Source organism: Allohahella sp. A8 (genome assembly GCF_047946665.1).
GTDB lineage: Bacteria > Pseudomonadota > Gammaproteobacteria > Pseudomonadales > Oleiphilaceae > Allohahella.
In genome coordinates this window covers 3,002,658-3,028,814 of sequence record NZ_CP172312.1, presented here as the reverse complement: position 1 = coordinate 3,028,814, position 26,157 = coordinate 3,002,658, and the positions used below count along the sequence as shown (strand labels likewise).

Sequence of the window (26,157 nt, the reverse complement as noted above, 5' to 3'; positions counted from 1 at the left end):
GTCCGCTGTCTGCACCGACCGTCGATCAAGCCTGCCAAGTGTATCAGGCTAGCGGATTCGAGTCGCCAGCTGTCTCGTAAAGGCGCTCAGCGGGGTTTGGTGAAGGGCTCTTCGCCGCAGGATTTCATCCGCCTCGGCGAAGAGCGCGTCGAGATGGGTCCGCGCGCCTTCGAGACCCATCAGTTTTACATAGGTCGACTTGTCCTGCTGCTCATCCTTGCCAGCGGTCTTGCCGAGGCTTGCAGTATCTGAGGCAACATCGAGAATATCGTCCTGTACCTGGAACGCCAGTCCAATCAACTTGCCGAATCGACGAAGGTCCAGCTCGAGACCAGTGTCATCAATATTATGCACACACAAGCCGAAAACGACTGCGGACTCGATCAGGGCGCCTGTTTTCATAGCGTGCAAGGTGCTCAGCGATGCCTCGTCCAGCTTACGGCCTTCCGCCGCCAGGTCCAGTGCCTGGCCGCCAACCATGCCTCCGGCACCACTAGCGCTTGCGAGCTGTCGCAGCATACGTAGCTGCGCGCCAGGGCTCACGCCCAGGGCTGAAAGTCGGCCACCGGCAAGAATTTCGAATGCCAGCGTCTGTAACGCGTCGCCAGCCAGTATTGCTACGGCTTCGCCGAAACGGATATGACAGGTCGGCTCGCCCCGTCTCAGATCGTCGTCATCCATCGCCGGCAGATCGTCGTGAACCAGCGAATAGGCGTGCATGGCCTCTATTGCGCAACCTGCCACAAGCGCTGCTTCTGCGACCTGAGCTGCTGTTCGAGTGCTGGGCATCTCTGCCACAGTGGCGGCAGTGAGCGCTTCGGCTGTCAGCAGACAGAGCAGTGGCCGTATACGCTTGCCGCCGGTCAGCAGGGCATAGTGCATCGCATCGATCAGCACCGTCTCCTGCTGTGGGTTGGCCTGCTCCGCCGCCAACGCCGGCAATAGACGGACGAGCTCGCGATCTATGCTGAGTCTCAATACGTCAAAATCCATTGCTGCCCCGCTGCCGCTCTCGACGGCTGCTTCTCGCTGCTGCATCGATCTATCGACCTGCTTCTTCCTCAGGGGTCGGCACTTTACCGTCACCCGACTTCTGCAGCGCAGCAATAGCTTCTCGAGAAAGTAACGTAACTTTCTGCTCCGCCGTCTGCAGCGCCTGCTGGCAATGTCTCGACAGCGAAATACCCTGTTCGTAGACGCTCAGTGATTCGTCGAGGCTAAGATCGCCACGCTCGAGCTTCTGCACAAGCCCCTCGAGTTGCTGCAGCGTGTTTTCGAAATCGGCGAGTTTCATCGGCTCGGCTGCCTTGCTTTCAGCAGCTTGCGGGGACTTCCGTACGGCCATAGTGGGTTCCTGCTGAGGATTGATATTCGCTTGGGTAGCTGTCGGTGGTGTCTGGCCGCCATGCTAGCCTTTTTCGGGAAAATTCACCAACCCTGTCTATACTCATACCCATGCCTGGGTAGGCTCGAATTCTACCTCAACACATAGATTTTCCGGGGATTTCTGGTGGATATTGCAACCCTGGTGGGCCTGCTCGGTTCTTTTGCCATTATCATCATGGCGATGCTTCTGAGCGGCACACTCATGATGTTTGTGGACGTGCCCTCGGTACTGATCGTCATCGTTGGCAGTATTTTTGTGGTGCTCATGAAGTTTACGCTTGGCCAGTTCCTTGGCGCAGGCAAGGTGGCTGCGAAGGCCTTCATGTTCAAGTCCGACGATCCAGAAGAGCTGATCGACCTCGTAGTCGAACTGGCGGATGCAGCGCGCAAAGGTGGCCTGCTCTCGCTGGAAGGCAAAGAGATCCCGAACAAGTTTCTGGCGAAGGGCATTGGCCTGCTCATCGACGGGCACGATGCCGATGTTGTGAGGAACCTCATGACCAAGGATAAAAACATGGCTGTGGAACGTCACGGCATGGGTTCGAAGGTCTTTAGCTCCATGGGGGACGTTGGTCCGGCCATGGGCATGATCGGAACGCTTGTCGGTCTGGTGGCCATGCTGTCCAACATGGATGATCCCAAGTCCATTGGCCCTGCCATGGCCGTTGCATTGCTGACTACGCTGTATGGCGCCATGCTGGCCAATATGTTCGCGATTCCCGTCTCCGACAAGCTCAAGCTTCGACAGGCTGAAGAAGAGCAGACCAAGAATATGGTCATCGATGCCCTCATGGCCATACAGGCCGGCCTCAATCCCCGGGTCATCGAGTCGATGCTGCGAAACTACTTGCCGGAAGGCAAGCGTCCCAGCGCCGCCGACGATGCCTGATCAGGCGCCGGCGTAATGGTCGAAGAGGAGAAAAAGCACGAATGTCCTGCTGGCATTCCGGCGTGGATGGCAACCTTTGCCGATCTGATGTCGCTGCTGATGTGCTTCTTCGTGCTGCTGTTGTCGTTCGCACAGATGGACGCCCTGGAGTTCAAACGGCTGGCTGGTTCGATGAAAGATGCGTTCGGTGTGCAGAATCAGGTCGATGTCACCTCAATCCCGAAAGGCACCAGTGTAATTGCTCAGGAGTTCAGTCCTGGCAAGCCTGAGCCTACGCCGCTGCAGATGATCATGCAGCAGACCACGAGCTCGGATATGCCGAACCTCGAGCAGGTGTGCGAACAGATCGTCGAAAAAGCGCTTGCAGACCAGTGTCCAATCCCACCTGCGGCTGAACTGAGTGACGAAGTAGTTGAACAGCTCGAGGCGATGGCGGAAGAAGCCGAGTCAACTGCCGTTCAGCTCGCGACGGCACTGGAGCCCCAGGTCAGGAATAATCAGATCGAAGTAGAGACCCGCGGGCGCCAGATCATCATACGGGTGCAGGAGCGAGGTGCGTTCGCTTCTGGGAGTGCAAGCTTGAATGCGGACTTCTTCCCGGTCATCGATAATATGGTCGAGGTTCTGAAACAGTACCAGGGCAACATCAGCGTCGAGGGTCATACGGATAATATACCGATCAAGACGGCCAGATTCCGATCGAACTGGGATCTGTCTACCGCGCGGGCACTTGAAGTTGCCCATGCCCTCTTCGAAAGTGGCGATGTGGGTCAGGAACGCTTTGCCGTGACGGGCGCTGCCGACACGACACCACTGGTGCCTAATGATACGCCGGAGGGTCGGGCAAGGAACCGACGGGTGGAAATTGTCGTTGAGCAGCCTCTGGATCCAGAGCTTGCAGCGGAACTGGAGAGGATAAGGGACTCTGCGTCGCCAGCACTCGATGTTCGCAAGCAGCTGCAGATCCGGGGGCTTTCTGATGATGAAATCTTCTGATCATCATGCGGAAGATTAATGCCCTCATAAAACCAGAGTGGTCTCTTCCCCTCGGCTATTGGGGCCAAAGCGACGCTCGTGCATCTCGATCGATGCCGGTGTGCTGTGACCGATAGTGACAAGAGTGCTGCACCGTGTGCCGTAATTCGCAAGCGCGATAAATGCGCTGGAGAGCTGCCGTTCCATCTCGAGGGGCATGCCGGTTACTGGGAGGGCCTCATCATTTGCCTGAGTAGGGTCGAGCATCAGATTCAGCCAACAGTCCGGGTCGATCGGATCATCGGGCTCATGCTCTGTGAGCAGTCTATTCACCTGCTTCCGTAATTGAAGCGACTTTGGCCAGGGCGAATCGAGCAGGTGATTGCTCAGCACATATACGCCGCTATCCAGAACCCTGTGCTCCGCCTGGAATCCTGCTGGTTCGCCATCGAGTGGCCATCGGTTCGTGCAGTAGTGCAGCCCGCTGTCGTCAAACAGTAGCAGGTTAAAGCCGCCATACTGCATGGCGGTATCGCCCAAGGCTTCGGCAAACGCAGCTGCATCCAGGCTTCCGCCCAGAAAGTTTGTCACCAGCTCACCACGGGAATGCGCAGCAATCGCCTGATCGGGATTGCGGTAATTGGTAACCGCCGCAAAGCGTCGCGTGCCGTGGTATCTCGATGCAGCGAGCCATGTCCCGCCCGCCTGCAGATCCTGGCCGCCAGCCACTGGACCATGCCGGGTAAGGGCAGACGGCTCCCAGAGGTGCAGGGGCATCGCGGGACGGTCATAGAACTCATCCCTGTTGGCGAGCGCAATAAGCTCGTAATCCTCAGTAGCGTTGTAGGCGACGGCTATCAGGCACATGTTTCGAATCCAACGATCGGAGCTGGTGTAAAAAAGTGACATTGAGCTCGGCGCTTTCGGTAGGCATCATATGCGGCCGCAGACGCAGCACTTCAGGACCACATGATGAATGAACCCATGGTACTGGCCATCACTCTTGCAGCTTACCTTGCCATAGGGGCCTTTGCTGGTCTACTGGCCGGCCTGTTTGGGATAGGCGGCGGCCTGATTATCGTGCCACTCCTGCTGCTGGCTTTCGAGATGCAGAGTGTGTCCGCTGATGTGAGCATGCATCTTGCGATCGGCACTTCTCTGGCTACCATCATGTTGACGTCAATGGCGAGTATCAGGGCTCACCATGCTCACAGGGCGGTACGCTGGGATCTGTTCAAACCGATGGCTGCCGGCATCGTGCTTGGTGCTGTTCTGGGTGTTTTCACCGCGAGTACATTAAGTGGAGCCGCACTTAAACTGATCATTGGCCTGTTTGCACTGGCCGTGGCTGCCAAAATGCTCACTGGCTTCCAACCAGCGCCGACGCGTGTCGTACCAGGCTGGCCTGGGCTCACGGGCGCAGGTGGCTTTATCGGTTGGGGCTCGGCCATTTTCGGAATCGGCGGCGGTACGCTCACGGTGCCATGGCTGGTCTGGCACAATGTGCGGATGCAGGAGGCCGTGGCAACATCTGCAGCCTGTGGCCTGCCGATAGCCATAGCCGGCGCCTTTACAAATATAATCGCTGGCTGGAATGAACCCGATCTGCCGCAATATGCACTCGGTTTCGTGTATCTCCCCGCCTTCTTCGGTATTGTGCTGACCAGCATGGTCACAGCGAAAGCCGGTGCACGGCTTGCACATCGTCTGCCGCCGCAACTGCTTTCCAGGCTGTTCGCCTGCCTGCTCATCCTGGTAGGGATACGCTTGCTCACACAGTCTTTTTAACCATTAACGGAACATTTCATGGAACGCTGGTTCGAATACCCCGAGATTGACCCGGTTGCATTGGCATTAGGCCCAATCAAGGTGCACTGGTACGGCCTGATGTACCTGATGGGCTTTATCGCCGCCTGGTGGCTTGGCCGCTATCGCGCACGCCAGCCGCACACGCCCTTGCGGGAAGAGCAGGTGGGCGACGTGATCTTCTACGGGGCCATCGGCGTCGTGCTCGGCGGTCGTTTCGGCTATGTCATGTTCTACAATTTCGACAAATTTCTGCAGGATCCGCTGTGGCTGTTCCAGGTCTGGACTGGTGGGATGGCCTTTCATGGTGGTCTGCTGGGCGTCATCATCGCAATCTGGCTGTATGCGCGTTCACAGAACATCCGTTTCTGGAACATGATTGATTTTGTTGCGCCCCTGGTACCGATCGGCCTCGGGCTGGGTCGAATAGGCAACTTCATAGGCGCGGAGCTTTATGGCAGAGCCGCTGACGTGCCCTGGGCCATGGTGTTTCCCACGGATCCGCTGCAGATCGCTCGCCACCCCTCGCAGCTGTATCAGTTCGCGCTGGAGGGCGTTCTGCTGTTCACGGTACTCTGGGTATATTCGCGAAAGCCCCGACCGACCATGGCAGTCTCTGGCCTGTTCCTCCTGGTTTACGGCTGCTCGCGCTTCGTCGTAGAATTTTTCCGCCAGCCCGACGCCCATCTCGGCCCCGTCGCCTTCCAGTGGATGACCATGGGGCAGTTGCTGTCATTGCCAATGATCATCGGCGGGATCGTGCTCATGCTGCTGGCTTACCGCTGGGCCGAAACCCGAACCACAACAGGAGCTTCTCACTGATGCGTGCCTATCTGGATCTGCTACAGGACGTCCTCGACAACGGCTACGACAAGAACGACCGCACGGGCACAGGTGCGCGTAGCGTTTTTGGTCGCCAGGTGCGCTATGACCTCAGCCAGGGCTTCCCACTGCTCACTACCAAAAAGCTGCACTTCAAAAGCATCGCCCATGAGCTGCTCTGGTTTATCAGTGGCGAAACCAACATCAGGTATCTGAAGGAAAACGGCGTCTCGATCTGGAACGAGTGGGCGACGGAAGAGGGCGAGCTTGGCCCAGTCTATGGCTCGCAATGGCGCAACTGGACCTGTCCGGATGGCAGTCATGTGGACCAGCTCGAGCGGCTGGTGCATGGGCTGAAGACGAATCCCGACAGCCGCCGTCATATTTTCAGTGGCTGGAATGTTGCTGACCTGCCGGACGAGCAGCTCAAGCCCTGGGAAAATGCTGCTGCTGGCAAGATGGCCCTGCCGCCATGCCATGTGCTGTATCAGTTCTATGTGGCCGGTGGCCGCCTGAGTGCCTCACTCTATATTCGTTCGAACGATCTGTTCCTCGGCAATCCCTACAATACGGCGTCGCTCGCACTGCTCACGCACATGTTGGCGCAGCAATGCGATTACACCCCTGGCGATATCATTCTTTCGATCGGCGATGCGCATCTTTATAGCAATCATCTGGAGCAGGCCCGCCTGCAGCTCACCCGCACGCCGGGCGCGTTGCCGCAGCTGAAGATTCTGCGCAAGCCAGCCAGTCTCTTCGACTATCGCTTCGAAGATTTCGAAATCGAGGGTTATGAGCCTCAACCACACATTCCAGCAGCCATAGCGATCTGAAGCGCATCATGAACGATACTTCGAAGCAGAAGCCGGGACTGGCCGCCATCGTGGCCCACGCCAACGACCTGGTCATTGGCCGCAATGGACAGATGCCCTGGCACCTGCCTGCCGATCTGCGCTATTTCAAGGCGTCGACCCTGGGCCGACCCGTTGTAATGGGGCGCAAGACGCTGGACTCGATAGGCCGCCTGCTCCCTGGCCGCGACAACCTGATCATTTCGAGTCAGCCGCGTAAGGCAACCGGCCACTTTGAGACCCAGCCCACGAATCAGCAAACCACCGAAAGCTGGTGGAATGACCCCGTAGAAGCCGCAAGAGCAGGGCTTGAACGCGCCGCAACGGCCCACCAGGACTACTGTTTCATCATCGGAGGTGGTGGTGTCTATGAGCAGTTGCTGCCATATTGCGATGCGCTTTTCGTGACGCAGATTGACCTGGATGTTGCTGGCGATACCTTCTTTCCGAGCTATGCTTCTGATGAAGGCTGGCAGCTCAGTGAGCTTACGGAAGGTCAGGTCGATGAGCATAACCCTCATCCACACCGCTTTGCCGTCTACACGCGTACCAAGGCAAAGGTCGAACAGCTGCCCACCGTTTAGGACACCGCTTTCTGTCGAGAGGGCGTGTCATTCGTTCACCGCTATCAAGGCAGAAAGGTCATCCATTTGAATTCTGAGCTGACAGCGGAATCGTTAGAACTCTTTCACCCGCTCTACCGATTGTCGCGTGCCCAAAGAGTCCTGCTCGCGTCGCGCGGCGGTCGCGTTTCGCTGGAACCCGGAGACACCCGGCGGGGCAGTGAAGAGTCAGGCAAGCAGGTGCTCTTCCTTCTGATGGGGGAGGTGGAGCTGCAGTCGCCAGAGTTGCCGCGAGTCAGACTTACCGCAGGTGAACACGCTGCCAGAAACCCGCTGCGACTGGCAGACGGCGACCTGTTGACGGCCACCAGAGCTGCCCGCCTGCTGTTGGTGGACGATCTCGAGCTGACGCAGTTGATGAAGCAGGCGCCACAACCGAACTTTTCGAAGGATGCCAGCGTCGTCGGCGATGGTGCTGGCAAGGAACTGGACGTGACGGATGCTGCTGACGAAGCCTCTCAGGGTTATCGTATTGTCATCCAGATCAGTCGGGATCTCCAGAATCGCTGCCTGAGTCTGCCTTCACTGCCGCTGGCAGCAGATCGTATCCGTCGTGCCGCCGCTGACCCTGAGTGCGACGTGGGGCGCATTGCCGATATCGTCCAGACCGATCCTGCCATCACGGCAAAGCTCATCTATGCAGTGAATAGTCCGCTGTTTCGAGGCTTCCGTAAGATCGAAAGCTGCCGTGATGCCGTGGTCCGCCTCGGCGTTGAGACGACAAGACAGCTTGTTGCCCTGTTTACGGTACGAGAGCTCTTCACGACCCGGCACGAGACACTGAGACTTCGCATGGAGAAGTTATGGCAGCACTCCATCGAGGTGGGCACGCTTGCCAGCGTGATAGCTGAGCGCGTGCCTGGCGTGAGCCCGGGGCAGGCCTTACTCGCTGGCTTGCTGCATGATATCGGTGCAATCCCGGTCATCCAGCAGGCAGCGGACCTGCCAGCTGCCCGTCGACATGACGACCTGCTTGAACATCTCATTACCGATCTGCGTGAAGAAGTTGGCGTTGCGGTACTGAGAGAGTGGGATTTTCCCGACAGCGTCGTTGCCAGTGTGGAGCACGCTGAGCGCTTCACTGGCGATTTCAGCGAAGCGGTGCCGCTGTGTGCGGATATCGTCACACTTGCACAGGTTCACGCCTTTATCGGCACGCCCGAGCAGGCCTCCCTGCCACCCATGAATCGCATTCCTGCTTTCCAGCGCCTGGCACGCTTCAATATCACACCGCAGGAAAGTTTAAATATCATTGAATTGGCCCGCGCACAGTCTGCGACCGTATTCGAAGTGACGGGCTGAGCCGGAAGGCATCACCCAGGCCATTCACCAATACCAGTCAAAGGCGCTCAATGCCATGCCGGACCGCTCAGAGTCACACGCTGCTGAGACCGGGCACCTGATGGAGGTGCCACTGTTTCCGCTGGGAACCATTCTCTGTCCAGGCGGTCAACTGCCCCTGAGAATCTTTGAGCAGCGCTATCTGAAAATGGTTAGCGACTGCCTGAGGCATGATATCGGTTTTGTTATCGTGCTCACTCGATCTGACGCTGAAGACGGCTTTTTCGACCTGGGAACGTACGGGCGAATAAGCGATTTCCAGCAGCTGCAGGATGGTTTGCTCGGCATCACCGTGCAGGGGCGCGAGAAGGTCAGAATAAAATCGGCTCGCCAGGATGAGACCGGACTTTTCATCGGCCAAGTCAGTCCGATGCCACCGGAGCCAGAGGTGGCTGTGAGGGACGACTACGCTGAGCTCGTGACGCTGCTCCGGGACCTGCAACAGCATCCTGCCGTAAAGCGGCTGGATCTCGATATCGATTATGACGACTGCCGTGACGTAGGCTACCGTCTACTCGAGCTGCTGCCACTGCGCAATGAGGATAAGCAATACCTGCTCAGTTTACAGCGCCCTGCCTACCGTCTGGAGCAGATGCGATACATGCTCCATGCCATTGTCGAACATGGCGAAGAGTCGTAGCCGAGGGGCGGCAAAAGATCAGAGATCGGCCCAGTTTGCCAGATACTGCGGCCCGACCTGATTCATCCTGATCATCACGTACATCGTTGCTGCCAGCGCCACCACGGCGAGGACCGCATAATTATGCCGAGTGAGGTGATGCCTGAACAGAAAGCCACCCAGCGGTACTCGTGAGGCATAAAGTGCCAGACAGGCCATCGCGAGCCCCAGCAGACTTCCCCCAACAATATCCGAAAACCAATGCACACCGAGTAGTAACCGACTGGTGCCCACGAGCGTCGCCAGCGCGAGACACAAACTCATCCAGCGATGGCGGCGGGCGAATATCATCGCCAGCACGGTATAGGTATAGACAGCGCCGCTGGTATGACCGCTTGGATAGGCGGCGTTGGCAGGCAGATAGGCCAGCTCGGGGCGTAAAACACCGAATAGTGCTTTTAATCCGGAGGTGAGCCCATGGGTGGCAAGACCCCCGAGGACCAGGCAGATCACCAGGCGCTTGTGACCCTTCAACCAGAGCCAGGCACAGCTCGTGCCCAGGAGAATATACAGCCAGATAGTATCGCCCAGCAGCGTCAGGCCGATTGCCAGAAGGCGGATCCAGTCGATGCCGATGGCCTGGGCAATGTTGAACATCGACTGGTCGATGATGTCGATGGTCGACAGCCTGAACAGCGATTCGATCGCAATCAGGGTCCAGCACAGCAGTGCCAGCAGGAAGGCGCTTCCCGGTACCCAGAGCCGGGTCTCAAACGCCCTCAGGATGTAGCTGATCAGCGCGCCAGTCATGGCTCCGGCTACCAACACGGCTAGAGGCGACCAGAGATACCAGAAGGCCCAGAGCCGGGCTATCGGGCTGGCATCGTCTCCCGGTCGGTCCGCCGAGTGAGCCATCGCGGAGTCGAGGGAAAAGTCGAAACCAGCAGCCTCCAGGCTGCTGCCGGTGAGATAACCAGGAAAAATGTAGAAGGGCGCCCAGGCTAGTGCCGAGAGTACATTTATAGTGAGAAACTTGCGCGGCGACATCAGCATCATACCGGCGATCATCGGCACGACCGGACGTATGGGGCCGATGAAGCGCCCGAGCACGATGCTGAGCATGCCGTGACGAAGAAAGAAGGCTTCGCCACGGGCCACCAGTTGCGGATAGCGGCTCAGTGGCCAGATATGTCGGGTCTGTTCCTTGTAATGTCGCCCGAGCGCGAAACTCAGCGCGTCGCCAGCCACTGCGCCAGTAAAGGCCGCAAAAAGGACGATCCAGATGTCGAATTGGAGATAGCCGGCGAGCGCAGCGAAGCCAAACAGCATGATCACGCCGGGCACGATGATGCCAGCCATGGCCAGCGACTCGGCAAAGGCGGTGAGCACAATGGCGCCGGTTATCCAGCCAGAGTTGGCCTGCAACCAGGCCAGCAGAGCGGTCAGGGGTTCAGTCACGTTATCTCAGTTCAGGGTTTGGAAAAGACCACCCTGTTGCCGCCCGCCGTCTGAGCCTGCTGCAAGGCATTTTCGAGACGCTTCAGCAGAGCCAGTTCATCACTCTCATCAGGCTCGCGGGTCAGACAACCCACGCTGGCAGTGATCGGGTCCCCGAGCTTCCACTTGTAGTCCTCGATGGCACGGCGCAGTCTTTCGGCGATAACCAGCAGGCCCTCTTCAGGCGTAAACGGCAGCAACAGATAGAAGATGCTACCTCGCCCATGATACAAGCTGTCTCCCGCCCTGGTCTCCTTCAGCAGCAACTGTCCGGTCTCGGCCAGCAGCTCGTTGATGCTGTTGAGCCCATGCATCTCACTGATCTGGGCGAAGTAATCGATATTGATTACGACCAGCGAAAGCGGATGGCCCACGGCGGCAGAGCGCGCGATCTCCTGCCGCAGGGTAAATTCGAGGTGCCTGAGGTTGTAAGCGCCAGTAAGCGGATCCTTGATAGTGATTTCTCTCAGGAAACGGCTCTTGTGGTGGTAAAGCCAGGCATACAGGCCAGCCATGCCGATCAGTAGCGCATAGCTGACGAAAAAGTTCACCGACTCGAAAAAGCTTTGGATGATCAGGGAAGAGAGGCCTAGTATCAGCAGCGACACGACGTTGTAGAGTAGGGCCAGTGACTGCGACAAGAGCAGGAAGCTCAACAGCGCGAGAGCGTAGGACCAGTGGATGACCTCCGCTTGTCCGCTCAGGAACTGCCACAGGATGATGCACTGCGCTGCAGTAAGGATGACAACGTGCCCCTTGTAAGCATCGAGTTCGCTCCGCTTCTGCCAGGCATAGACAGCGCCTGAGATCAGCAGTGGCAGCAGGAGGAGCCCCGCGTAGAAGAGACCATAGAGCCCATAGCGCGCATTTTGCAGGGCAAGTATGAAAAACAGGCCTGCGCCGATGAGGTAGAGGTAGATTCTTGCCCGGTTGCGGAGCTGCGATTCAGTGAGCAAGGCTACCCTCCTGGGAAATCTGGCTAAAGGAAACCGACTGGTTGGGCCCCTTGTGCCGCGCGTGTTTCAAAGCTCGTCTGGCCTGCTCGATCAGCGACTCTGCCGTGTCGTCGACGTTCAAGGTGGAGATGCCAATGCCCACAGTCACTGCGTTGCGCTGCTTGTCGAATACCGCTCGTATTTGCTGGCGCAGGCCTGTAGCCCGCTTCTCCGCAGTTCTTGAACCAATCAGTGGCAGCACGACAATGAACTCCTCCGGTTCATAGCGATAATAACCTTCGAATAGCCGCAGGTTCTCATGCAGGAGCTGTCCGAGTTGCTGGAGCAAGGCGTTCCGCCGCGGCTCATCCAGATCCTCCAGGCTGATATCGTCGACACGAAGCGCAAACACGCTCAGATCGGTACCCTCACGTTCGCTGCGCTGTATTTCCTTCTCCAGGTCCTGCGTCAGATAGTCGCGTGTCGACGCCAGTGTCAGGTGGTCGGTCCGCCTCAGTGGCTTGAGCTGCTGTTCCTTGATCTCGCGCAGATATACGAAGGCCAGCGTGATCGACAGGCTGACGAGATAGATGAAGAAGACCTGGATGCGCTCGAAGCCATCGACCGCGAAAATCAGAATGATGGAAAAGATGACGGAGTATATCGCAGTCACGACCGTGGCAACGTGCATCTGATAATTCAGGAAGGCCAGCAGGGGGATGAAATAACTCCAGTGGGTGATGCCGTCCGGCATGTACAGGGCGCCGACTGTTGTCGCCAGCATCAGTGCCAGCAGCACCGTATGCGAGAGCCAGTGAACGCCCTGCTGCGCACCAAGGAAGCCGCGGACATTGTATATGGCGCGGGCGCTGCGCGGATTTGCCTGCGACTCCTCGAGACGCTTGACGATAGCCGCTTGTCGGCGATATACGAAATGGTTGGCCAAAAGCAGCGCCGTCATGCCGACGCAGACAATCGCGAGTAGCCAGTGCCCGGCAAATAGGGCGGCAGTGGCGAGAATGATGGAGGCAAGTGCGCCATAGCCGTACGCCTTCGCGCGCAGCTGTTCATTGAATTCAGTCAGTTCCATATGGACTCAGGTCGGACTTGCCGTTAGCTGTTGTTTGCCTACAGCTTAGTCCATGGCTGGCAGCAAGTCAGCGTGAGTGTGCTTAAGTCGCCATTTATGGCGCCGCAGTGCGCTGGCCCGTGATCGTGGCGGGCGGTATACTCTCGTGAATCTAGATTTTTTGCGCAGGAAGAGACAGTGAATACAGTCAGTTCAGAAGCTACGCAGAACAATGTGCAGACTTATATGCAGGGTGTCGGCAAGGCTGCGAGAGGTGCCTCCCGTCAACTGGCCCGTGCCAGTACCAAAATGCGCAACGATGCACTGCTGGCCATAGCGGAGCAGTTGGGGAACAGCCGTGATTCGCTCGCTGAGGCTAATCGTCTCGACATGGCCGCAGGTCGCGAGAGTGGCCTCGATGCGGCCCTGCTCGATCGCCTTGAGCTGACGCCCGCGCGAATCGATGCCATGATTACCGGTCTGCTCGAAGTGGCCGCATTGCCGGATCCAATCGGTGAAATCACCGACATGAGCTACAGGCCAAGCGGCATTCAGGTCGGAAAGATGCGCGTGCCACTTGGTGTCATCGGTATCATTTACGAATCTCGCCCGAATGTGACAGTAGAAGCAGCGAGCCTGTGTCTGAAATCAGGCAACGCGACCATTCTTCGCGGGGGCTCTGAAGCACTGCATTCCAACCTCGCTATTGCAGAGTGCATCGGCGCTGCGCTGGCAGCTTCTGGATTTGATGCCGCCGCGGTACAAATTGTGAACACTGCGGATAGGGCCGCCGTAGGCGAGCTCATCACCATGCCGGACTATGTCGATGTTATTGTGCCAAGAGGCGGCAAGGGACTGATCGAGCGCATTAGTCGCGACTCGAAAGTACCGGTCATCAAGCATCTCGATGGCAACTGCCATGTGTATGTCGATGCCGATGCCGATATGACCAAGGCCCTTGCCATCACCTTCAACTCAAAAACCCACCGCTACGGTACCTGCAACACCGCCGAATCGTTGCTGGTCGATGCGGCCATTGCCGAACGCTTTCTGCCACAGATCGCTGAACGCCTTCTGAGTGCCGGCGTCGAGATCAGGGGCTGCGAGCAGACACGTCGTTTTATTTCAGAGGCGAAAGCCGCTGTCGAAGCCGACTGGTTCGAGGAGTATCTGGCGCCTGTTATCGCGGTGAAGGTCGTGAGCGGTCTCGACGAAGCCATCGAGCATATCAACACCTACAGCTCCCATCACACGGAAAGCATCGTGACCGAAAACTATACGAAGGCCCGGCGCTTTCTTACCGAAATCGACAGCAGCTCGGTCATGGTCAACGCTTCGACCCGTTTTGCCGATGGCTTCGAGTATGGCCTGGGCGCCGAAATCGGCATCTCCACCGATAAGCTCCACGCTCGTGGGCCGGTAGGGCTGCAAGGTCTTACCTCACAGAAGTACATTGTCTTTGGCGATGGTCATATCCGCGGGTGAACGAGCCCTGCGTACTCTTCGGCGGATCCTTCGATCCAGTCCACTACGGCCATCTACGCATGGCTGTGGAAGTCGGGGAGCTACTGCAAGCTGAAGTGCGGCTGCTGCCAAGCCCGGCACAGGCCGACAAACGGAACCGTGCCACTGCGCGACAGCGTGTCGATATGCTACAGCGGGCATTGACGGAAGCAGGCGCCGGCCAACGGTCCGGTCTGGTGGTGGATCGAAGCGAAGTCGACCTGCGCGACGCTGACGATCTGCGGCCGGTTTACACCGTCGATACACTGCATCGCTACAGGCAGCAGCTGAGCCCAGAGCAAGCACTTATTTTCGTGATGGGCATGGATTCATTGCTCAATATACGCAGCTGGCATCAGTGGCAACAGCTGCTCGATCATGCGCATCTCCTGGTAGTGGGGCGGCCTGGCAGCCACGATGAGTCTGGAAAGCAGGCATTGGAAGATCTCCAGCGCGATCCCCAATTGTCTGGGGCCTTCAGCTCCACTGTCAGTGGGCTTCTGGACTGTCCAGCCGGTCAGATTCATGTCACACAGCTTAGTCTGCTCGATATATCCAGCTCACGGATTCGTGCGTTGGTCAGCGAAGGACGTTGCGCGAACTTTCTGACAGCACCTTCAGTTCTTGAATACATTGCTGAAAACGAACTCTATTCCTGTGCGTCTGATCACAAAATGATCTAATTTGTAATCCATCAACTTGTTGATAAATAAGCAGTATTTGTCGAAACAAGCCGATTTCGTCGGCATTTTCGGCTTTTCGGACTGGTGGCTGAGGGCTATCAGTCGTATCATGAGGAGGCCATAACCGGAAAGCACGAGAGAGGTGCACACCACACGCATGGATACAGAACCCCTGAAAGACCTGGTTGTCAAAATACTCGAAGACCTGAAAGGTAAAGATATAAGCGTCCTCGATGTCAAAGACCGAACCAGCGTCACTGACTACATGATCATCGCCAGCGGCACGTCGAGCCGGCACATCAAATCCCTTGCAGACAACCTGATTCTCGAAATCAAGAAAGCCGGTGAGCGTCCACTTGGTGAAGAGGGCAAAGATGCCTCTGACTGGGTGCTGGTCGATCTCGGTGATGTTGTCGTGCATATCATGATGCCGTCTGCGCGTGAGTTCTACGATCTCGAACGCTTCTGGCGTGATGCCCCGGTCGACAGTTCTGCCGAGAGTGCTACAGGCAGCTCAGCTCACCTTGTCTGATATTGCCGAATGCTGATTCAGATCCTTGCTGTCGGCAGCAAGATGCCGGGCTGGGTCGAAACAGGCTTCAATGAATATAGCAGGCGTCTCACCAGGGACGTCCGGCTTGAACTCGTCGAACTGCCGCTGGCGCCGCGCCAGGGCAGCAATAGTATGCCACCGGCCAAGCTCAACGACTGGGAAGGCGAGAAGCTGCTCGCGAAGCTCGATCCCAAAGCCACGTTTGTTGCGCTCGACGTCAAAGGCACGCAATTCACCACCGAAGCTTTTGCCGAACGGCTGTCTCACTGGCAGCATACCGGCAAGCCCCTGGCCTTAGCCATCGGCGGACCTGACGGCCTTTCGAAAGCAGTTCTGGACCGAGCAGCAGAGAAATTTTCGCTCTCCAGATTAACTTTGCCCCATCCTCTGGTCAGAATCATGCTCGCAGAACAGATTTATCGTGCATGGAGCTATAATCAAGGACATCCATATCATCGCGCCTGAACTCAGGCATCGTTGTTGAAGACCAAAGCTCAAGGTCAGCATGAGTACCCATTCCGATTTCAAAGACCACCGCCAGGAGCAGGAAACCTTTCTGGTACGCGCAGTGCTGGCCATTCTGGTTATCATGATCCTGTCGTGCCTCCTCGGTGCACGTTATTACTACCTGCAGGTCAATCAGCACGAAGTCTTCGACACGCTGTCTGATCAGAACCGGATGCAGCTGCGTTCGGTGGTGCCAACCAGAGGGCTGATCTACGACAGCCAGGGCCTGTTGCTGGCAGACAATCAGCCGACATTTTCATTGCGGCTTACTGCGGAACTGCTTGGCGACCTGGATGAAACGCTCGCGACGCTGTCATCGCTCATCGAAATCAGTGAGGACGACGTCGCTGATTTTCGCCAACGGATTCGCCAGCGACGCCGGCCCTACGAGCCAGTCACACTGCGCTCCCGCCTTACCGAAGACGAAATTGCGATACTCGCGGTGAACCGCTACCGCCTGAAGGGTGTCGAGGTAGGGGCAGAACTTATTCGTTATTATCCGTACCGGCACCTGTTCGCCCATGTGCTTGGCTATGTCGGCCGAATCAGCGAGCCTGAGCTGCAGGAGGTGGACGCGGCCAACTACAGTGGCACCCAGTATTACGGCAAGCTTGGTATTGAAAAGCGCTATGAAGATGAATTGCATGGCGTCACCGGCCATGAAACGATTGAGACTAACGCGCGGGGCAGGGTACTACGGCAACTGGCCAGCACGCCGCCAGCGCCGGGTAAAGATCTGAAGCTCTTCCTTGATGCGCGGTTACAGAAAACTGCGGAGGATGCACTGGCAGGGCGTCGTGGTGCCGTGGTTGCCATCGACAATCGAACCGGAGGAATCCTGGCGTTGGTGAGCACGCCGAGTTTCGATCCCAACCTCTTCGTTACTGGTATCGATACCGCCAGTTACCGTGCACTGAACGAATCTCGAAGTTTGCCGCTATTCAATCGAGCCTACAAAGGTCAGTATCCACCGGGGTCGACAATCAAGCCGATGGTTGCGCTGGCGGCACTCGATACCGATAAGATCAGCCTGAAGACCAAGGTCTGGGATCCAGGCTTCTACACTTTGAAAAACGACAAGCGGCAGTATCGCGACTGGAAGCGTCAGGGGCATGGCTGGGTGGATCTGCGTGTAGGCATTGTCGAATCCTGCGACGTGTTCTTCTACGACACCGGATTCAAGACTGGTGTGGATATCATGTATGAATATCTGCATCAGTTTGGTCTTGGTCAGCGCACAACCTACGACGCTCCCGAAGCACGCAAGGGTAATCTGCCTTCACGGGATTGGAAGCGATCGGCGCGCGGACAGTCCTGGTTTCCAGGCGACTCGCTCAACATGAGTATAGGTCAGGGTTTTATGCTGATGACACCCCTGCAGCTGGCGACAGCAACGGCGGTATTGGCCAACAGAGGCCGATGGGTCACACCCCGCCTCGTCGATACCATGAATGGAGAGAGCATGATGGTTCCTGAGTCAGCGGGTAATGACATAGTGCTGCGGGAAGACTGGTACTGGGAATACATTATCAATGCCATGGAAGACGTCATGCATACTCGCAAGGGAACAGCCAATCGCAGCGGCGCTGGTGCGGACTACAAGATTGCTGGCAAGACGGGTACCGCTCAGGTCATCGGAATCAAGCAGGGCGAGAAGTACGATGCTAGTGCCATAGCAGAGTGGCACCGCGACCACGGCCTGTTCATCGGGTTCGCGCCAGCCGACGACCCGACAATCGCAGTGGCTGTTATCGTCGAAAATGGTGGCGGTGGCAGTACTGCTGCTGCGCCGGTAGCTCGTGTAGTGATGGATGCCCACCTCAAAGGAGAGTACGAGGTGACCGAAGAACGCATAAACTGGCTGTTACCCGATGGTGTCGAGCCGCCCCCGCGTCCACGACAGAACGACGGTATCACCGTGCCGGGCGTTGCTGGGACTGCGCCAGATACGACCGGGACAGTTCGATGAGCCGCAGTACCGACTTTCTCCGCCAGCTGCCGCAAAGCGACGAGCGATTCAGCGGTCCCTCCCTGCTGATGCGCTGGCTGCATATCGATACCATCCTGCTGTTGATGTTGCTCCTGCTTATCGGTAGCGGATTGTTCGTGCTTTTCAGTGGTAGCGGGCAGGACATCAGTGATGTGAAGCGACAGGGCGCCCACTTCGGTCTGGGACTGATCCTGATGTTGCTGGTGGCGCAGATCGATCCTGATCATCTGAGGCGCTGGTCTCCCTGGATCTATGGGGCGGGATTGCTCGGCCTGGTGGCCGTTATGCTCGTCGGCACCGATGCGAAAGGTGCGCAGCGCTGGGTGCAGATTCCATTCGTCGGTTTCAGGGTTCAGCCTTCTGAGTTCATGAAACTGGCGGTGCCCATGATGGTGGCCTGGTACTTGTCGGACCGTGTCTTGCCGCCGTCACCTCGGCGCCTGATGGTCGCGCTCATCATCATCTTCGTGCCTACCGTCATGATACTCAGGCAGCCGGATCTCGGTACTTCGATACTGATTGCCTCTTCCGGTATTTTCGTGCTGCTGTTCGCCGGCCTGAGCTGGCGCTGGATCATGGGCTCTGCAGTGGTCGCTGGCATTGCCGCACCACTCATGTGGTTCTTTGTGATGCGACCCTACCAGAAGCAGCGCGTGCTCACGCTGCTCGATCCTGAAAGTGATCCTCTAGGTGCCGGCTGGAATATCATACAATCGAAAACTGCCATCGGGTCCGGTGGCATGGGTGGCAAAGGCTGGCTCTCGGGCACGCAGTCCCAACTCGACTTTCTGCCTGAAGGCCACACCGATTTCATCATCGCTGTGCTCGGTGAGGAGTTTGGATTCATCGGCGTGTTGAGTATTCTGGCGCTTTACGTTGCGATCGTGCTGCGCGGCTTCTATATTGCCATCAACGGACAGTCGACTTACGCCAGGCTAGTAGCTGGTGCGTTCACCTCGATCTTCTTTGTATACGTTTTTGTTAATATGGGCATGGTGAGTGGCATACTCCCAATTGTCGGGGTACCTTTACCTTTAGTGAGTTACGGGGGTACCTCGGTGCTTACGCTCATGGCCTCGTTCGGCGTCCTGATGTCCGTTCACTCTCACAAGAAAATACTCAAGCGTTGATTCGAATGCTTCGATTCCCGCACTGACTGGAACCATACTATGACCGCCTGTCTATCAGACAAGAACAATACCCGACTGACACGCAAGCCGTTCCTGCGCATCACTGGCCTGGTGGCCGGTCTGGCGCTGAGTACGCTGCCATTACAGAGCTTTGCCGAAGAAACTACACGTCAGGCTGCCGCGCCAGAGATGATCAACTACGGCAAGCACGAAGCCGTAAGTGGCTTCATCGACCGTATGGTGGAGAAGCATGGCTTTGATCGGGCGTATCTGCAGGGGCTGTTCGATGACGCCGCGAAGCAGCAGAGCATACTGGATGCCATTAGCCGACCTGCTGAAAAGATGCTCACCTGGGGCGAATATCGAAAGATATTCCTTACCGAGAAGCGCATCAGCGGCGGCAAGAAATTCATGGAAGAGCACAAGGCAACGCTCGAGCGCGCAGAAAAGAAATATGGCGTGCCGAAGGAAATTATCGCCGCCATCATCGGCGTCGAAACCAGTTACGGCCAGATCATGGGGCGCTATCGCGTGGTCGATGCCCTGAGCACATTGTCGTTCGACTACCCGGCCCGTAGCACGTTCTTTACCAAGGAACTCGAAGAGTTGCTCTTGTTGAGTCGTGAGCAGAAGTTCGATCCCATGTCACTGAAAGGCTCATATGCCGGTGCGATGGGTTACGGCCAGTTTATCCCAAGCAGTTACCGGGCTTATGCAGTCGACTTCGATGGCGATGACACCGCAGATATCCTCAATAATGTGCAGGATGCGATAGGCAGCGTCGCCAACTATTTCAAGCGACATGGTTGGAAGGACGGTGAGCCGGTAGCGTTCAAGGTTGACGTAAAGGAGCCGGTTCCAGCGTGGCTACTGCCTGAAAAACGCAAGCCGGAACAGAAGTTGGCGGATGTTGCGAAGGCTGGCGTCAAGGCTCCTGAAGGTATCGCCAAAAACGCCCCTGTTCGGCTGGTGCGCTATGAGAATACCGACGCCATCGAGCACTGGCTCGTCACCCATAATTTTTATGTGATCACGCGCTACAACCATAGTGATCGTTACGCGATGGCGGTGTATCAGCTCAGTCGCGAACTTGCGGGGGCCTGATCCGGTATGCTGCAGCACAATGGTTCGGCATGGCACAGTAGAGCAGTTCTGCCGCTTGCCGTCGCATTGGTCCTCACGCTGGTTGGCTGCTCCTCGACACCGACCAGTAGCTCGCGTTATTCGCTGAAGCAGGACGTGGAACCAAAGGGTGGTTTCGATCCCAGCAATGTTCCGCCCGTCGTGCCAACGGCTGAGCCGAAAAGCCGGGGTGGCAACAAATCACCCTATACGGTCTGGGGCAAGCAATACACTGTTCTTGATTCAGCCAAGGGGTATAACCAGACCGGCTTGGCGAGTTGGTATGGTGCCAAGTTCCATGGCCATGCGACGTCGAACGGCGAAATCTACAATATGTATGCGTTTTCGGCAGCCCACAAGAATCTGCCATTGCCGACCTTTGCCCGCGTGACCAATCTGAAGAATGGCCGGTCCATAGTAGTTCGCGTCAACGACCGCGGACCCTTCCATGAGGACCGTCTGATCGATCTGTCATATGCGGCCGCGCTCTCGCTCGATGTCGTCAAGACAGGCACCGCCCCGGTTCGTGTTGAAGCCCTGCTGCCACAGGATGAGGTTTCGCCACTGGATTCTCTGCAGCAGGCTACCAAACCAGCAACGCCAGTGCCGGGTTCCGCGCTGCCGAAGGCACCGGTCGCTCAGCCCGTGCAGCCTGCCGTGGCTCCGACCAGGCCCGCCGTCAGATCTACAGTCGGGGAGGGGGCGATGTTCCTGCAGATCGGCGCGTTCTCCACCAGAGAGCGAGCACAACAGGTGAAGGATGAGTTGCAGGGCATGTTGAAGGGTCTTGTTACCCCGCAGGGCCCCGATGTCTTCATCGAAGAAATCGCGAGTGCTGAAAGAATGTTGCATCGCGTGCGAATAGGCCCGCTGGAGTCGTCCAATGAGCTGCCCCAGTTTCAGTCCAGACTCGCAAAAACGAGCTATTCTGGTACCCTAGTCATTCCGGCAAACCCGCAGGCGTCTGCCGCAACCGTTCAGTAGATGTAAACTGTGGCCGCTGGCCGGAGCCTTCAACCCGCCGACCCTTACGTTACAAGAAAGGCCGTACACCTGGGACCCAAATGAATTCCAAGCATTCCATGTCAATGGCACTGAACCGATTGTTACTGGGCGTCGCCCTTCTGGGTGCGTCCCAGGTTGGTGCAGCAGAAGAAGTGCCCACCTTTGCCACACCGCCAGCGCGAGCAGACGAGCCCGCGCAGGTGATCATACCGGCTGCGCCACAAGTGGCCGCCACGGCCTACGTGCTGATGGATGCCAAGACTGGCGTCGTTATCGCAGAAAAGAATGCCGACCAGCGACTGCCGCCGGCGAGTCTTACCAAAATGATGACCTCCTATGTCGTCGATTACGAGGTTGGGCGGGGCAACGTCAGTTTCGATGACGAAGTGCCTATATCGGTTCGAGCGTGGAAGACTGGCGGCTCGAAGATGTTCGTGCAGGAAGGTACCCGTGTCAGATTGGAGGACCTGCTTCGCGGCATCATTATCCAGTCTGGTAACGACGCCAGCGTAGCCGTGGCAGAATATCTCGCAGGTAGCGAAGACGCCTTTTCCACCATCATGAATGGTCATGCGCAGCGCTTGGGTATGCAGAATTCGCAGTTCAAGAATGCCACGGGATTACCGTCGCCTGAACACTACTCCACGGCCTACGACCTGGCGCTGCTAGCGCAGGCGATCATTTACGATTTCCCGCAGCAATATCCCATCTATTCAGAAAAACATTTCACCTATAACAAGATTCGTCAGCCGAACAGGAACGTATTGCTCTGGCGTGACAAGTCGATCGATGGTCTGAAGACCGGTCATACCGAGGAAGCGGGGTATTGTCTGGTAGCATCGGCGGTTCGGGACGACATGCGTCTGATCACGGTTGCGCTGGGTACGGTGAGTCAGGAATCGCGCGCGCAGGAAACCATGAAGCTGATGAACTACGGCTTCAGGTTCTTCGAAACGCTGCCGCTTTATCAGGCCGGCGCAAAGCTTGTGGACAGTGAAATATTCATGGGCGTCGATGATGTCGTTGCCCTTGGAACGGGTGAAGCCGTAACGCTGACCATTCCGAAGGGCCAGAAAGCCGCGCTCGACATCAAGCTCGAAGTGGACGAAAGCATCACGGCACCCATTACCAAGGGGCAGGTGCTTGGTTCCCTCGTTGTTTCACTGGAAGACAACGTCCTGGCGAAGCGTCCCGTCGTTGCGCTGCAGGATGTGGCGGAAGCCGGAATCTTCAAACGTCTCTGGCACTCGATCTGGCTGTTCATCATGGGTCTGTTTGACTGATACTATTGCGCAATTTTTGCCAGGTAGGCTAGCCATGCACGGTAGCCAGAGAATCAGGAGGTCAAAGTGAGCACTTCAGACGAGCCGGCGGCCGGTGAGCAGAAGCCGCCAAAAATCGAGTTTCCCTGTCAGTATCCGCTCAAGGTTATCGCGGATGCCAGGGAGTCTCTCATTGCCGAGCTGATTCAGGTGCTGCGGCATGAACTACCGGATCTGAAGGCCAGCGACTTCGATATCAAGGACTCACGCAACCAGCGTTTCGTTTCGCTCCGCTTTACCATTGAGGCGCGCAGCGAAACCCACGTCGCGGATATCTTTAACGCCATCAAAACCCTCAAGAATATCCATATGGTTCTCTGATGACTGCCTCCGCCTCAGATTTGCCCGAGCTGGTGTTTCGCGAACGGCAGGCGGACAGTTACGAGCCGGTTTTCGAAGCAATGAAGGTCTTCAGTCGTGCGCGTACTGAAGCGACGCCTGATGAAGTCTGGATCGTCGACCACCAGCCGGTGTTTACACAGGGGCAGGCCGGCAAGCCCCAGCATCTGCTGACAGAGCCCGACGGGGGTAATGGCCAGGTTCTGCTGGCCGGCATTCCGCTGGTGCAGACGGACCGCGGCGGACAGGTGACCTACCACGGTCCCGGTCAGCTTGTGGTCTATCCACTGCTCCAGTTGTCCCGTTATGGGCTGCAGCCCAGATCGCTGGTGAGCCTGCTGGAGGCGACAGTCGTCAGCACTCTGGCCGATTTCGGCATCGCAGCCGCCGCGAAACGCGAAGCGCCTGGCGTATATGTTTCTGCTGACGGCTCGAAAATAGCGAGTCTCGGGCTGCGCATCACCCGGGGCTACTGTTATCATGGCTTAGCTATCAACGTCGACATGGACATGACGCCTTTCAGGCTGATAAACCCCTGCGGCTATGCCGGGCTCGCCATGTCACAGATCAGGGATTACTGCAAAGACACTGCGCTGCTGCCGGCTGATCGCCCAGCAGCACTGCAGGCCGTGGCTACTCGCTGGCGCCTGCACTTTCTGGCATTGCTCGCCGACACCCATAAGGAGTCTGTCGCATGACGACACCCGAAAATATTGCTTTAAATGCCGCAGCGCCGGTGGCAGAACCGGCGGCTGTGCCGTCTGCACCTGCGCGCCGGCCGAAAGTCGTGCCTGGCGAAAAGCTCCGTGGCGCCGACAAGGTCAGCCGGAATCCGGTAAAGATCATTGCGACCGATGCTGCGCTGCGTAAGCCGGACTGGCTTCGAATTCGCCTGAGCACATCGCCACGTGTCGAGCAGATCAAGCAAAAGCTTCGTGAGCACAAGCTGCATTCGGTTTGTGAGGAAGCGACCTGTCCGAATCTCTCGGAATGTTTCAGTAACGGCACCGCGACTTTCATGATTATGGGTGACATCTGTACCCGGCGTTGCCCGTTCTGCGATGTCGCGCACGGCCGCCCTCTGGCGCTGGATGCCGAGGAGCCCCGCAACCTGGCGACCGCAATAGCGGATATGCAGTTGCGTTATGTGGTTATCACCTCGGTCGACCGTGATGATCTGCGTGATGGCGGTGCACAGCACTTTGCGGATTGTATTCGTGAGAGCAAAGCGCTTTCGCCAGACCTGCAGGTAGAAGTCCTGGTACCAGACTTTCGAGGACGCATGGAGGTTGCGCTGGAGATCCTGTCAGCGACACCGCCAGATGTGATGAATCATAATCTTGAAACTGTGCCCCGTCTGTACAAGAAGGCGAGACCCGGTGCTGATTATCAGTGGTCGCTGGATCTGCTAAAGCGCTACAAGGCGCTGCGTCCTGAAGTGCCTACCAAGTCCGGTCTCATGCTCGGACTTGGTGAAGAGATCGATGAAATCAAGGCTGTCATGCGTGATATGCGGGCCCATGACATCGATCGCATTACCTTAGGGCAATATCTGGCGCCATCCAATTCCCACCTGCCCGTCGTAAGGTTTGTTACACCGGACGAGTTCGCAGAGCTCGGACGCTACGCAGAATCCATAGGATTCAATCACGTTGCCAGCGGACCGCTGGTCCGCTCGTCGTATCATGCCGACAAGCAAGCCGCAGGGGAAAAAGTGCAGTAATGGTTTTCCGCAGAAGTAGTCAGGATGACAAGCCAATGCTCGGTCTCAAGACCGGGAGTTTCGAACGAAGACTGAGTCTGACCAAGGCTGGCGTCGTCGCCGGCGGTCGCCTCGCCAGCTCCATGGCTGGCTCGATGTTTTCGGGTAAGGAGAAGAAGGCGCAAAGTCGGCGAGAAGCCTACGCCAAGCAGGCCGCTTACCTCGTGAAGGAGCTGAGTCACCTCAAGGGCAGCGTGGTCAAGATTGGCCAGGTGATGGCGCTTTACGGTGAGCACTTCCTGCCACCGGAAGTGACCGAAGCCCTGCACACTCTCGAGGACCAGAATCTCGCGCTCGACTGGGGCAGTATTGAGCCGGTGCTGATCGATCAGCTCGGTCGGGAAAAACTCGACCAACTTGAAATCGAGCGAACGCCCATTGGCGCTGCCTCGCTCGGTCAGGTGCATCGGGCCACCCGGAAGTCGGATGGTCGGCAGCTGTGCCTGAAGATACAGTATCCGGGTGTGGCCGCAGCAGTCGATTCGGACCTCAATGCCGTCGCCAGCATACTCAAGGTAGCGCGGCTGGTTTCCCGCGGTCCAGAGTTTAACGAGTGGCTCGAAGAAGTTCGCAGCATGATGCACCGGGAGGTGGATTATGAACTTGAGTTGCGAACTACCCGGCGGTTTCATGAAAAGCTGAAGGACGACTCCCGCTTTATTGTGCCTGAAGTCTTTCCCGAGTTCTCCGGGCCCCAGGTCATGTGCATGTCGTACGAAGCAGGCATTAGCCCGAACCATGCGAAGGTCCATGCGCTGCCGCAGGCACGCCGGAACGATCTCGCGAAAGCAGCACTCGAACTCTTTCTCGAAGAACTCTTCGTCTGGGGAGAACTGCAGACCGACCCGAACTTTGGCAACTATCGGGTGCGTCTGGGGGACGAAGGCGATGGACCAGCCGAACCCGACAAGCTGATCCTGCTCGATTTCGGCGCCGTTCAGCGCTATCCGGCCAGCTTCCTGGATCCAGTCTGCGAGATGATCCGCGCGAGTTACGAGCGCGATCTTGATGCAGTTGTCAGTGGTGCGGTCGAGCTCAAGTTTATGCGGGCTGAGTGGCCGATGCCGGTACTGTGTGAATTCGCTGAAGTATGTATGGCAACGCTCGAACCGCTGATGAAGCATATCGACGGCAAGCAACCGGGTGTAGTGCTGAACGATGAAGGTGAGTACTGCTGGAAACAGAGCGACCTGCCATCCCGGATCGCCCGTAGGGCCACCCGTTCGGCCATTAGTCGCTACTTCAAGATTCCGCCCAAGGAGTTCGTTTTCCTCAATCGGAAGCTGATTGGCGTGTATACCTTCATCGCGGTCATGGAAGCGGAGTTCAACGGTGCGCCCTTGCTGGAGAAGTATCTCTATGACAAGGACGTGAAGACTCGCAGCGAAGGGTTCAGAGCTTCGGCTTGAACTTGCTGACTTGACTGTT

Annotated in this window: 27 protein-coding genes; 21 read left to right on the top strand and 6 right to left on the bottom strand. The window is 57.3% G+C overall.

Annotation, left to right across the window (positions count from 1 at the left end):
- Positions 1 to 48 precede the first annotated feature (48 nt).
- Together ACH3PB_RS13610 and ACH3PB_RS13605 are read right to left on the bottom strand one after the other, a co-directional pair.
- Positions 49 to 1,038 (bottom strand): polyprenyl synthetase family protein, encoded by a 990-nt coding sequence (locus tag ACH3PB_RS13610; RefSeq protein ID WP_416395724.1) that lies wholly within the window; start codon positions 1,036 to 1,038, stop codon positions 49 to 51.
- A 4-nt stretch (positions 1,039 to 1,042) separates the two neighbouring features.
- On the bottom strand, positions 1,043 to 1,345 hold the full coding sequence (locus ACH3PB_RS13605; protein ID WP_416395722.1) for an exodeoxyribonuclease VII small subunit: 303 nt from the start codon (positions 1,343 to 1,345) through the stop codon (positions 1,043 to 1,045).
- A gap of 165 nt (positions 1,346 to 1,510) precedes the next feature.
- Here ACH3PB_RS13605 and pomA point away from each other — a divergent pair, with 165 nt between their 5' ends.
- Positions 1,511 to 2,275, top strand: a complete 765-nt coding sequence (gene pomA, locus ACH3PB_RS13600; RefSeq protein WP_416395720.1) for a flagellar motor protein PomA — start codon at positions 1,511 to 1,513, stop codon at positions 2,273 to 2,275.
- 15 nt (positions 2,276 to 2,290) lie between these two features.
- Complete coding sequence (locus ACH3PB_RS13595) at positions 2,291 to 3,271, top strand: flagellar motor protein MotB (protein ID WP_416395719.1); 981 nt, start codon at positions 2,291 to 2,293, stop codon at positions 3,269 to 3,271.
- Between the two features lie 24 nt (positions 3,272 to 3,295).
- Here the strand turns inward: ACH3PB_RS13595 and ACH3PB_RS13590 are convergent, their stop codons facing one another.
- Complete coding sequence (locus ACH3PB_RS13590; protein ID WP_416395717.1) at positions 3,296 to 4,117, bottom strand: NRDE family protein; 822 nt, start codon at positions 4,115 to 4,117, stop codon at positions 3,296 to 3,298.
- A 105-nt stretch (positions 4,118 to 4,222) separates the two neighbouring features.
- On the opposite strand from ACH3PB_RS13590, the gene ACH3PB_RS13585 reads away from it, so the two are divergent.
- The 6 genes from ACH3PB_RS13585 to ACH3PB_RS13560 all read left to right on the top strand — a co-directional run bounded on the left by ACH3PB_RS13585 (position 4,223) and on the right by ACH3PB_RS13560 (position 9,333).
- Positions 4,223 to 5,038, top strand: coding sequence for a sulfite exporter TauE/SafE family protein (locus tag ACH3PB_RS13585; protein ID WP_416395715.1), 816 nt, complete (start codon positions 4,223 to 4,225; stop codon positions 5,036 to 5,038).
- Positions 5,039 to 5,056: 18 nt separating this feature from the next.
- Positions 5,057 to 5,878: a prolipoprotein diacylglyceryl transferase gene (lgt, locus tag ACH3PB_RS13580; protein WP_416395713.1), complete on the top strand. Its 822-nt coding sequence runs from the start codon at positions 5,057 to 5,059 to the stop codon at positions 5,876 to 5,878.
- Positions 5,878 to 6,711: a thymidylate synthase gene (locus ACH3PB_RS13575; RefSeq protein ID WP_416395711.1), complete on the top strand. Its 834-nt coding sequence runs from the start codon at positions 5,878 to 5,880 to the stop codon at positions 6,709 to 6,711. The genes lgt and ACH3PB_RS13575 overlap by 1 nt, the downstream gene beginning before the upstream one ends.
- An 8-nt stretch (positions 6,712 to 6,719) precedes the next feature.
- Entirely contained in the window at positions 6,720 to 7,313 is a 594-nt protein-coding gene (locus tag ACH3PB_RS13570; protein WP_416395709.1) for a dihydrofolate reductase, read from the top strand.
- Between the two features lie 66 nt (positions 7,314 to 7,379).
- Positions 7,380 to 8,654 carry an HDOD domain-containing protein gene (locus tag ACH3PB_RS13565; RefSeq protein WP_416395708.1) on the top strand — a complete coding sequence of 425 codons (1,275 nt, stop codon included), beginning with the start codon at positions 7,380 to 7,382 and terminating at the stop codon, positions 8,652 to 8,654.
- Between the two features lie 55 nt (positions 8,655 to 8,709).
- Complete coding sequence (locus ACH3PB_RS13560; RefSeq protein ID WP_416395706.1) at positions 8,710 to 9,333, top strand: LON peptidase substrate-binding domain-containing protein; 624 nt, start codon at positions 8,710 to 8,712, stop codon at positions 9,331 to 9,333.
- An 18-nt stretch (positions 9,334 to 9,351) separates the two neighbouring features.
- On the opposite strand, the gene ACH3PB_RS13555 is transcribed toward ACH3PB_RS13560, so the two are convergent.
- From ACH3PB_RS13555 to ACH3PB_RS13545, 3 genes are read right to left on the bottom strand one after another with little or no spacing between them, the layout of a single operon-like run.
- A complete protein-coding gene (locus tag ACH3PB_RS13555) occupies positions 9,352 to 10,770 on the bottom strand; it encodes a bifunctional DedA family/phosphatase PAP2 family protein (protein WP_416395704.1) in 1,419 nt (472 codons plus the stop codon).
- 11 nt (positions 10,771 to 10,781) lie between these two features.
- Entirely contained in the window at positions 10,782 to 11,765 is a 984-nt protein-coding gene (locus ACH3PB_RS13550) for a GGDEF domain-containing protein (RefSeq protein ID WP_416395702.1), read from the bottom strand.
- Positions 11,755 to 12,834, bottom strand: a complete 1,080-nt coding sequence (locus tag ACH3PB_RS13545) for a GGDEF domain-containing protein (protein WP_416395700.1) — start codon at positions 12,832 to 12,834, stop codon at positions 11,755 to 11,757. Before ACH3PB_RS13545 ends, ACH3PB_RS13550 begins: the two co-directional genes overlap by 11 nt.
- A 225-nt stretch (positions 12,835 to 13,059) precedes the next feature.
- Here ACH3PB_RS13545 and ACH3PB_RS13540 point away from each other — a divergent pair, with 225 nt between their 5' ends.
- The 13 genes from ACH3PB_RS13540 (at position 13,060) to ACH3PB_RS13480 (ending at position 26,138) form a co-directional block, all read left to right on the top strand.
- Positions 13,060 to 14,298: a glutamate-5-semialdehyde dehydrogenase gene (locus ACH3PB_RS13540; protein WP_416399457.1), complete on the top strand. Its 1,239-nt coding sequence runs from the start codon at positions 13,060 to 13,062 to the stop codon at positions 14,296 to 14,298.
- Between the two features lie 59 nt (positions 14,299 to 14,357).
- Complete coding sequence (locus ACH3PB_RS13535) at positions 14,358 to 14,999, top strand: nicotinate-nicotinamide nucleotide adenylyltransferase (protein ID WP_416395698.1); 642 nt, start codon at positions 14,358 to 14,360, stop codon at positions 14,997 to 14,999.
- Between the two features lie 157 nt (positions 15,000 to 15,156).
- On the top strand, positions 15,157 to 15,531 hold the full coding sequence (gene rsfS / locus ACH3PB_RS13530; protein ID WP_416395696.1) for a ribosome silencing factor: 375 nt from the start codon (positions 15,157 to 15,159) through the stop codon (positions 15,529 to 15,531).
- Positions 15,532 to 15,540: 9 nt separating this feature from the next.
- Positions 15,541 to 16,017, top strand: coding sequence for a 23S rRNA (pseudouridine(1915)-N(3))-methyltransferase RlmH (gene rlmH, locus ACH3PB_RS13525; RefSeq protein WP_416395694.1), 477 nt, complete (start codon positions 15,541 to 15,543; stop codon positions 16,015 to 16,017).
- Positions 16,018 to 16,057: 40 nt separating this feature from the next.
- Positions 16,058 to 18,028 (top strand): penicillin-binding protein 2, encoded by a 1,971-nt coding sequence (gene mrdA, locus ACH3PB_RS13520; RefSeq protein WP_416395693.1) that lies wholly within the window; start codon positions 16,058 to 16,060, stop codon positions 18,026 to 18,028.
- Positions 18,025 to 19,179 (top strand): rod shape-determining protein RodA, encoded by a 1,155-nt coding sequence (gene rodA, locus ACH3PB_RS13515; RefSeq protein WP_416395691.1) that lies wholly within the window; start codon positions 18,025 to 18,027, stop codon positions 19,177 to 19,179. Before mrdA ends, rodA begins: the two co-directional genes overlap by 4 nt.
- A gap of 39 nt (positions 19,180 to 19,218) precedes the next feature.
- Positions 19,219 to 20,283, top strand: coding sequence for a lytic murein transglycosylase B (gene mltB / locus ACH3PB_RS13510; protein ID WP_416395689.1), 1,065 nt, complete (start codon positions 19,219 to 19,221; stop codon positions 20,281 to 20,283).
- Positions 20,284 to 20,289: 6 nt separating this feature from the next.
- Positions 20,290 to 21,285, top strand: a complete 996-nt coding sequence (locus ACH3PB_RS13505; protein ID WP_416395687.1) for a septal ring lytic transglycosylase RlpA family protein — start codon at positions 20,290 to 20,292, stop codon at positions 21,283 to 21,285.
- A 104-nt stretch (positions 21,286 to 21,389) separates the two neighbouring features.
- Positions 21,390 to 22,589: a D-alanyl-D-alanine carboxypeptidase family protein gene (locus tag ACH3PB_RS13500; RefSeq protein ID WP_416395685.1), complete on the top strand. Its 1,200-nt coding sequence runs from the start codon at positions 21,390 to 21,392 to the stop codon at positions 22,587 to 22,589.
- Positions 22,590 to 22,655: 66 nt separating this feature from the next.
- On the top strand, positions 22,656 to 22,949 hold the full coding sequence (locus ACH3PB_RS13495; protein ID WP_416395683.1) for a YbeD family protein: 294 nt from the start codon (positions 22,656 to 22,658) through the stop codon (positions 22,947 to 22,949).
- Entirely contained in the window at positions 22,949 to 23,665 is a 717-nt protein-coding gene (gene lipB / locus ACH3PB_RS13490) for a lipoyl(octanoyl) transferase LipB (protein WP_416395681.1), read from the top strand. The genes ACH3PB_RS13495 and lipB overlap by 1 nt, the downstream gene beginning before the upstream one ends.
- A complete protein-coding gene (gene lipA, locus ACH3PB_RS13485; protein WP_416395679.1) occupies positions 23,662 to 24,690 on the top strand; it encodes a lipoyl synthase in 1,029 nt (342 codons plus the stop codon). Before lipB ends, lipA begins: the two co-directional genes overlap by 4 nt.
- On the top strand, positions 24,690 to 26,138 hold the full coding sequence (locus ACH3PB_RS13480) for an ABC1 kinase family protein (RefSeq protein WP_416395677.1): 1,449 nt from the start codon (positions 24,690 to 24,692) through the stop codon (positions 26,136 to 26,138). Before lipA ends, ACH3PB_RS13480 begins: the two co-directional genes overlap by 1 nt.
- The last annotated feature ends 19 nt before the right edge of the window (positions 26,139 to 26,157 follow it).

Bases quoted from the DNA above. Each gene is read 5' to 3' on its own strand.
- lipA (WP_416395679.1), top strand. From the start codon at position 23,662: ATGACGACACCCGAAAATATTGCTTTAAATGCCGCAGCGCCGGTGGCA.
- ACH3PB_RS13575 (WP_416395711.1), top strand. From the start codon at position 5,878: ATGCGTGCCTATCTGGATCTGCTACAGGACGTCCTCGACAACGGCTAC.
- ACH3PB_RS13585 (WP_416395715.1), top strand. From the start codon at position 4,223: ATGAATGAACCCATGGTACTGGCCATCACTCTTGCAGCTTACCTTGCC.
- ACH3PB_RS13505 (WP_416395687.1), top strand. From the start codon at position 20,290: ATGCTGCAGCACAATGGTTCGGCATGGCACAGTAGAGCAGTTCTGCCG.
- mltB (WP_416395689.1), top strand. From the start codon at position 19,219: ATGACCGCCTGTCTATCAGACAAGAACAATACCCGACTGACACGCAAG.
- mrdA (WP_416395693.1), top strand. From the start codon at position 16,058: ATGAGTACCCATTCCGATTTCAAAGACCACCGCCAGGAGCAGGAAACC.
- ACH3PB_RS13535 (WP_416395698.1), top strand. From the start codon at position 14,358: ATGGCTGTGGAAGTCGGGGAGCTACTGCAAGCTGAAGTGCGGCTGCTG.
- ACH3PB_RS13590 (WP_416395717.1), bottom strand. From the start codon at position 4,117: ATGTGCCTGATAGCCGTCGCCTACAACGCTACTGAGGATTACGAGCTT.
- ACH3PB_RS13560 (WP_416395706.1), top strand. From the start codon at position 8,710: ATGCCGGACCGCTCAGAGTCACACGCTGCTGAGACCGGGCACCTGATG.
- ACH3PB_RS13540 (WP_416399457.1), top strand. From the start codon at position 13,060: ATGCAGGGTGTCGGCAAGGCTGCGAGAGGTGCCTCCCGTCAACTGGCC.
- ACH3PB_RS13480 (WP_416395677.1), top strand. From the start codon at position 24,690: ATGGTTTTCCGCAGAAGTAGTCAGGATGACAAGCCAATGCTCGGTCTC.
- ACH3PB_RS13545 (WP_416395700.1), bottom strand. From the start codon at position 12,834: ATGGAACTGACTGAATTCAATGAACAGCTGCGCGCGAAGGCGTACGGC.
- ACH3PB_RS13610 (WP_416395724.1), bottom strand. From the start codon at position 1,038: ATGCAGCAGCGAGAAGCAGCCGTCGAGAGCGGCAGCGGGGCAGCAATG.
- rodA (WP_416395691.1), top strand. From the start codon at position 18,025: ATGAGCCGCAGTACCGACTTTCTCCGCCAGCTGCCGCAAAGCGACGAG.
- rsfS (WP_416395696.1), top strand. From the start codon at position 15,157: ATGGATACAGAACCCCTGAAAGACCTGGTTGTCAAAATACTCGAAGAC.
- rlmH (WP_416395694.1), top strand. From the start codon at position 15,541: ATGCTGATTCAGATCCTTGCTGTCGGCAGCAAGATGCCGGGCTGGGTC.
- ACH3PB_RS13595 (WP_416395719.1), top strand. From the start codon at position 2,291: ATGGTCGAAGAGGAGAAAAAGCACGAATGTCCTGCTGGCATTCCGGCG.
- ACH3PB_RS13605 (WP_416395722.1), bottom strand. From the start codon at position 1,345: ATGGCCGTACGGAAGTCCCCGCAAGCTGCTGAAAGCAAGGCAGCCGAG.
- ACH3PB_RS13570 (WP_416395709.1), top strand. From the start codon at position 6,720: ATGAACGATACTTCGAAGCAGAAGCCGGGACTGGCCGCCATCGTGGCC.
- lipB (WP_416395681.1), top strand. From the start codon at position 22,949: ATGACTGCCTCCGCCTCAGATTTGCCCGAGCTGGTGTTTCGCGAACGG.
- ACH3PB_RS13500 (WP_416395685.1), top strand. From the start codon at position 21,390: ATGGCACTGAACCGATTGTTACTGGGCGTCGCCCTTCTGGGTGCGTCC.
- lgt (WP_416395713.1), top strand. From the start codon at position 5,057: ATGGAACGCTGGTTCGAATACCCCGAGATTGACCCGGTTGCATTGGCA.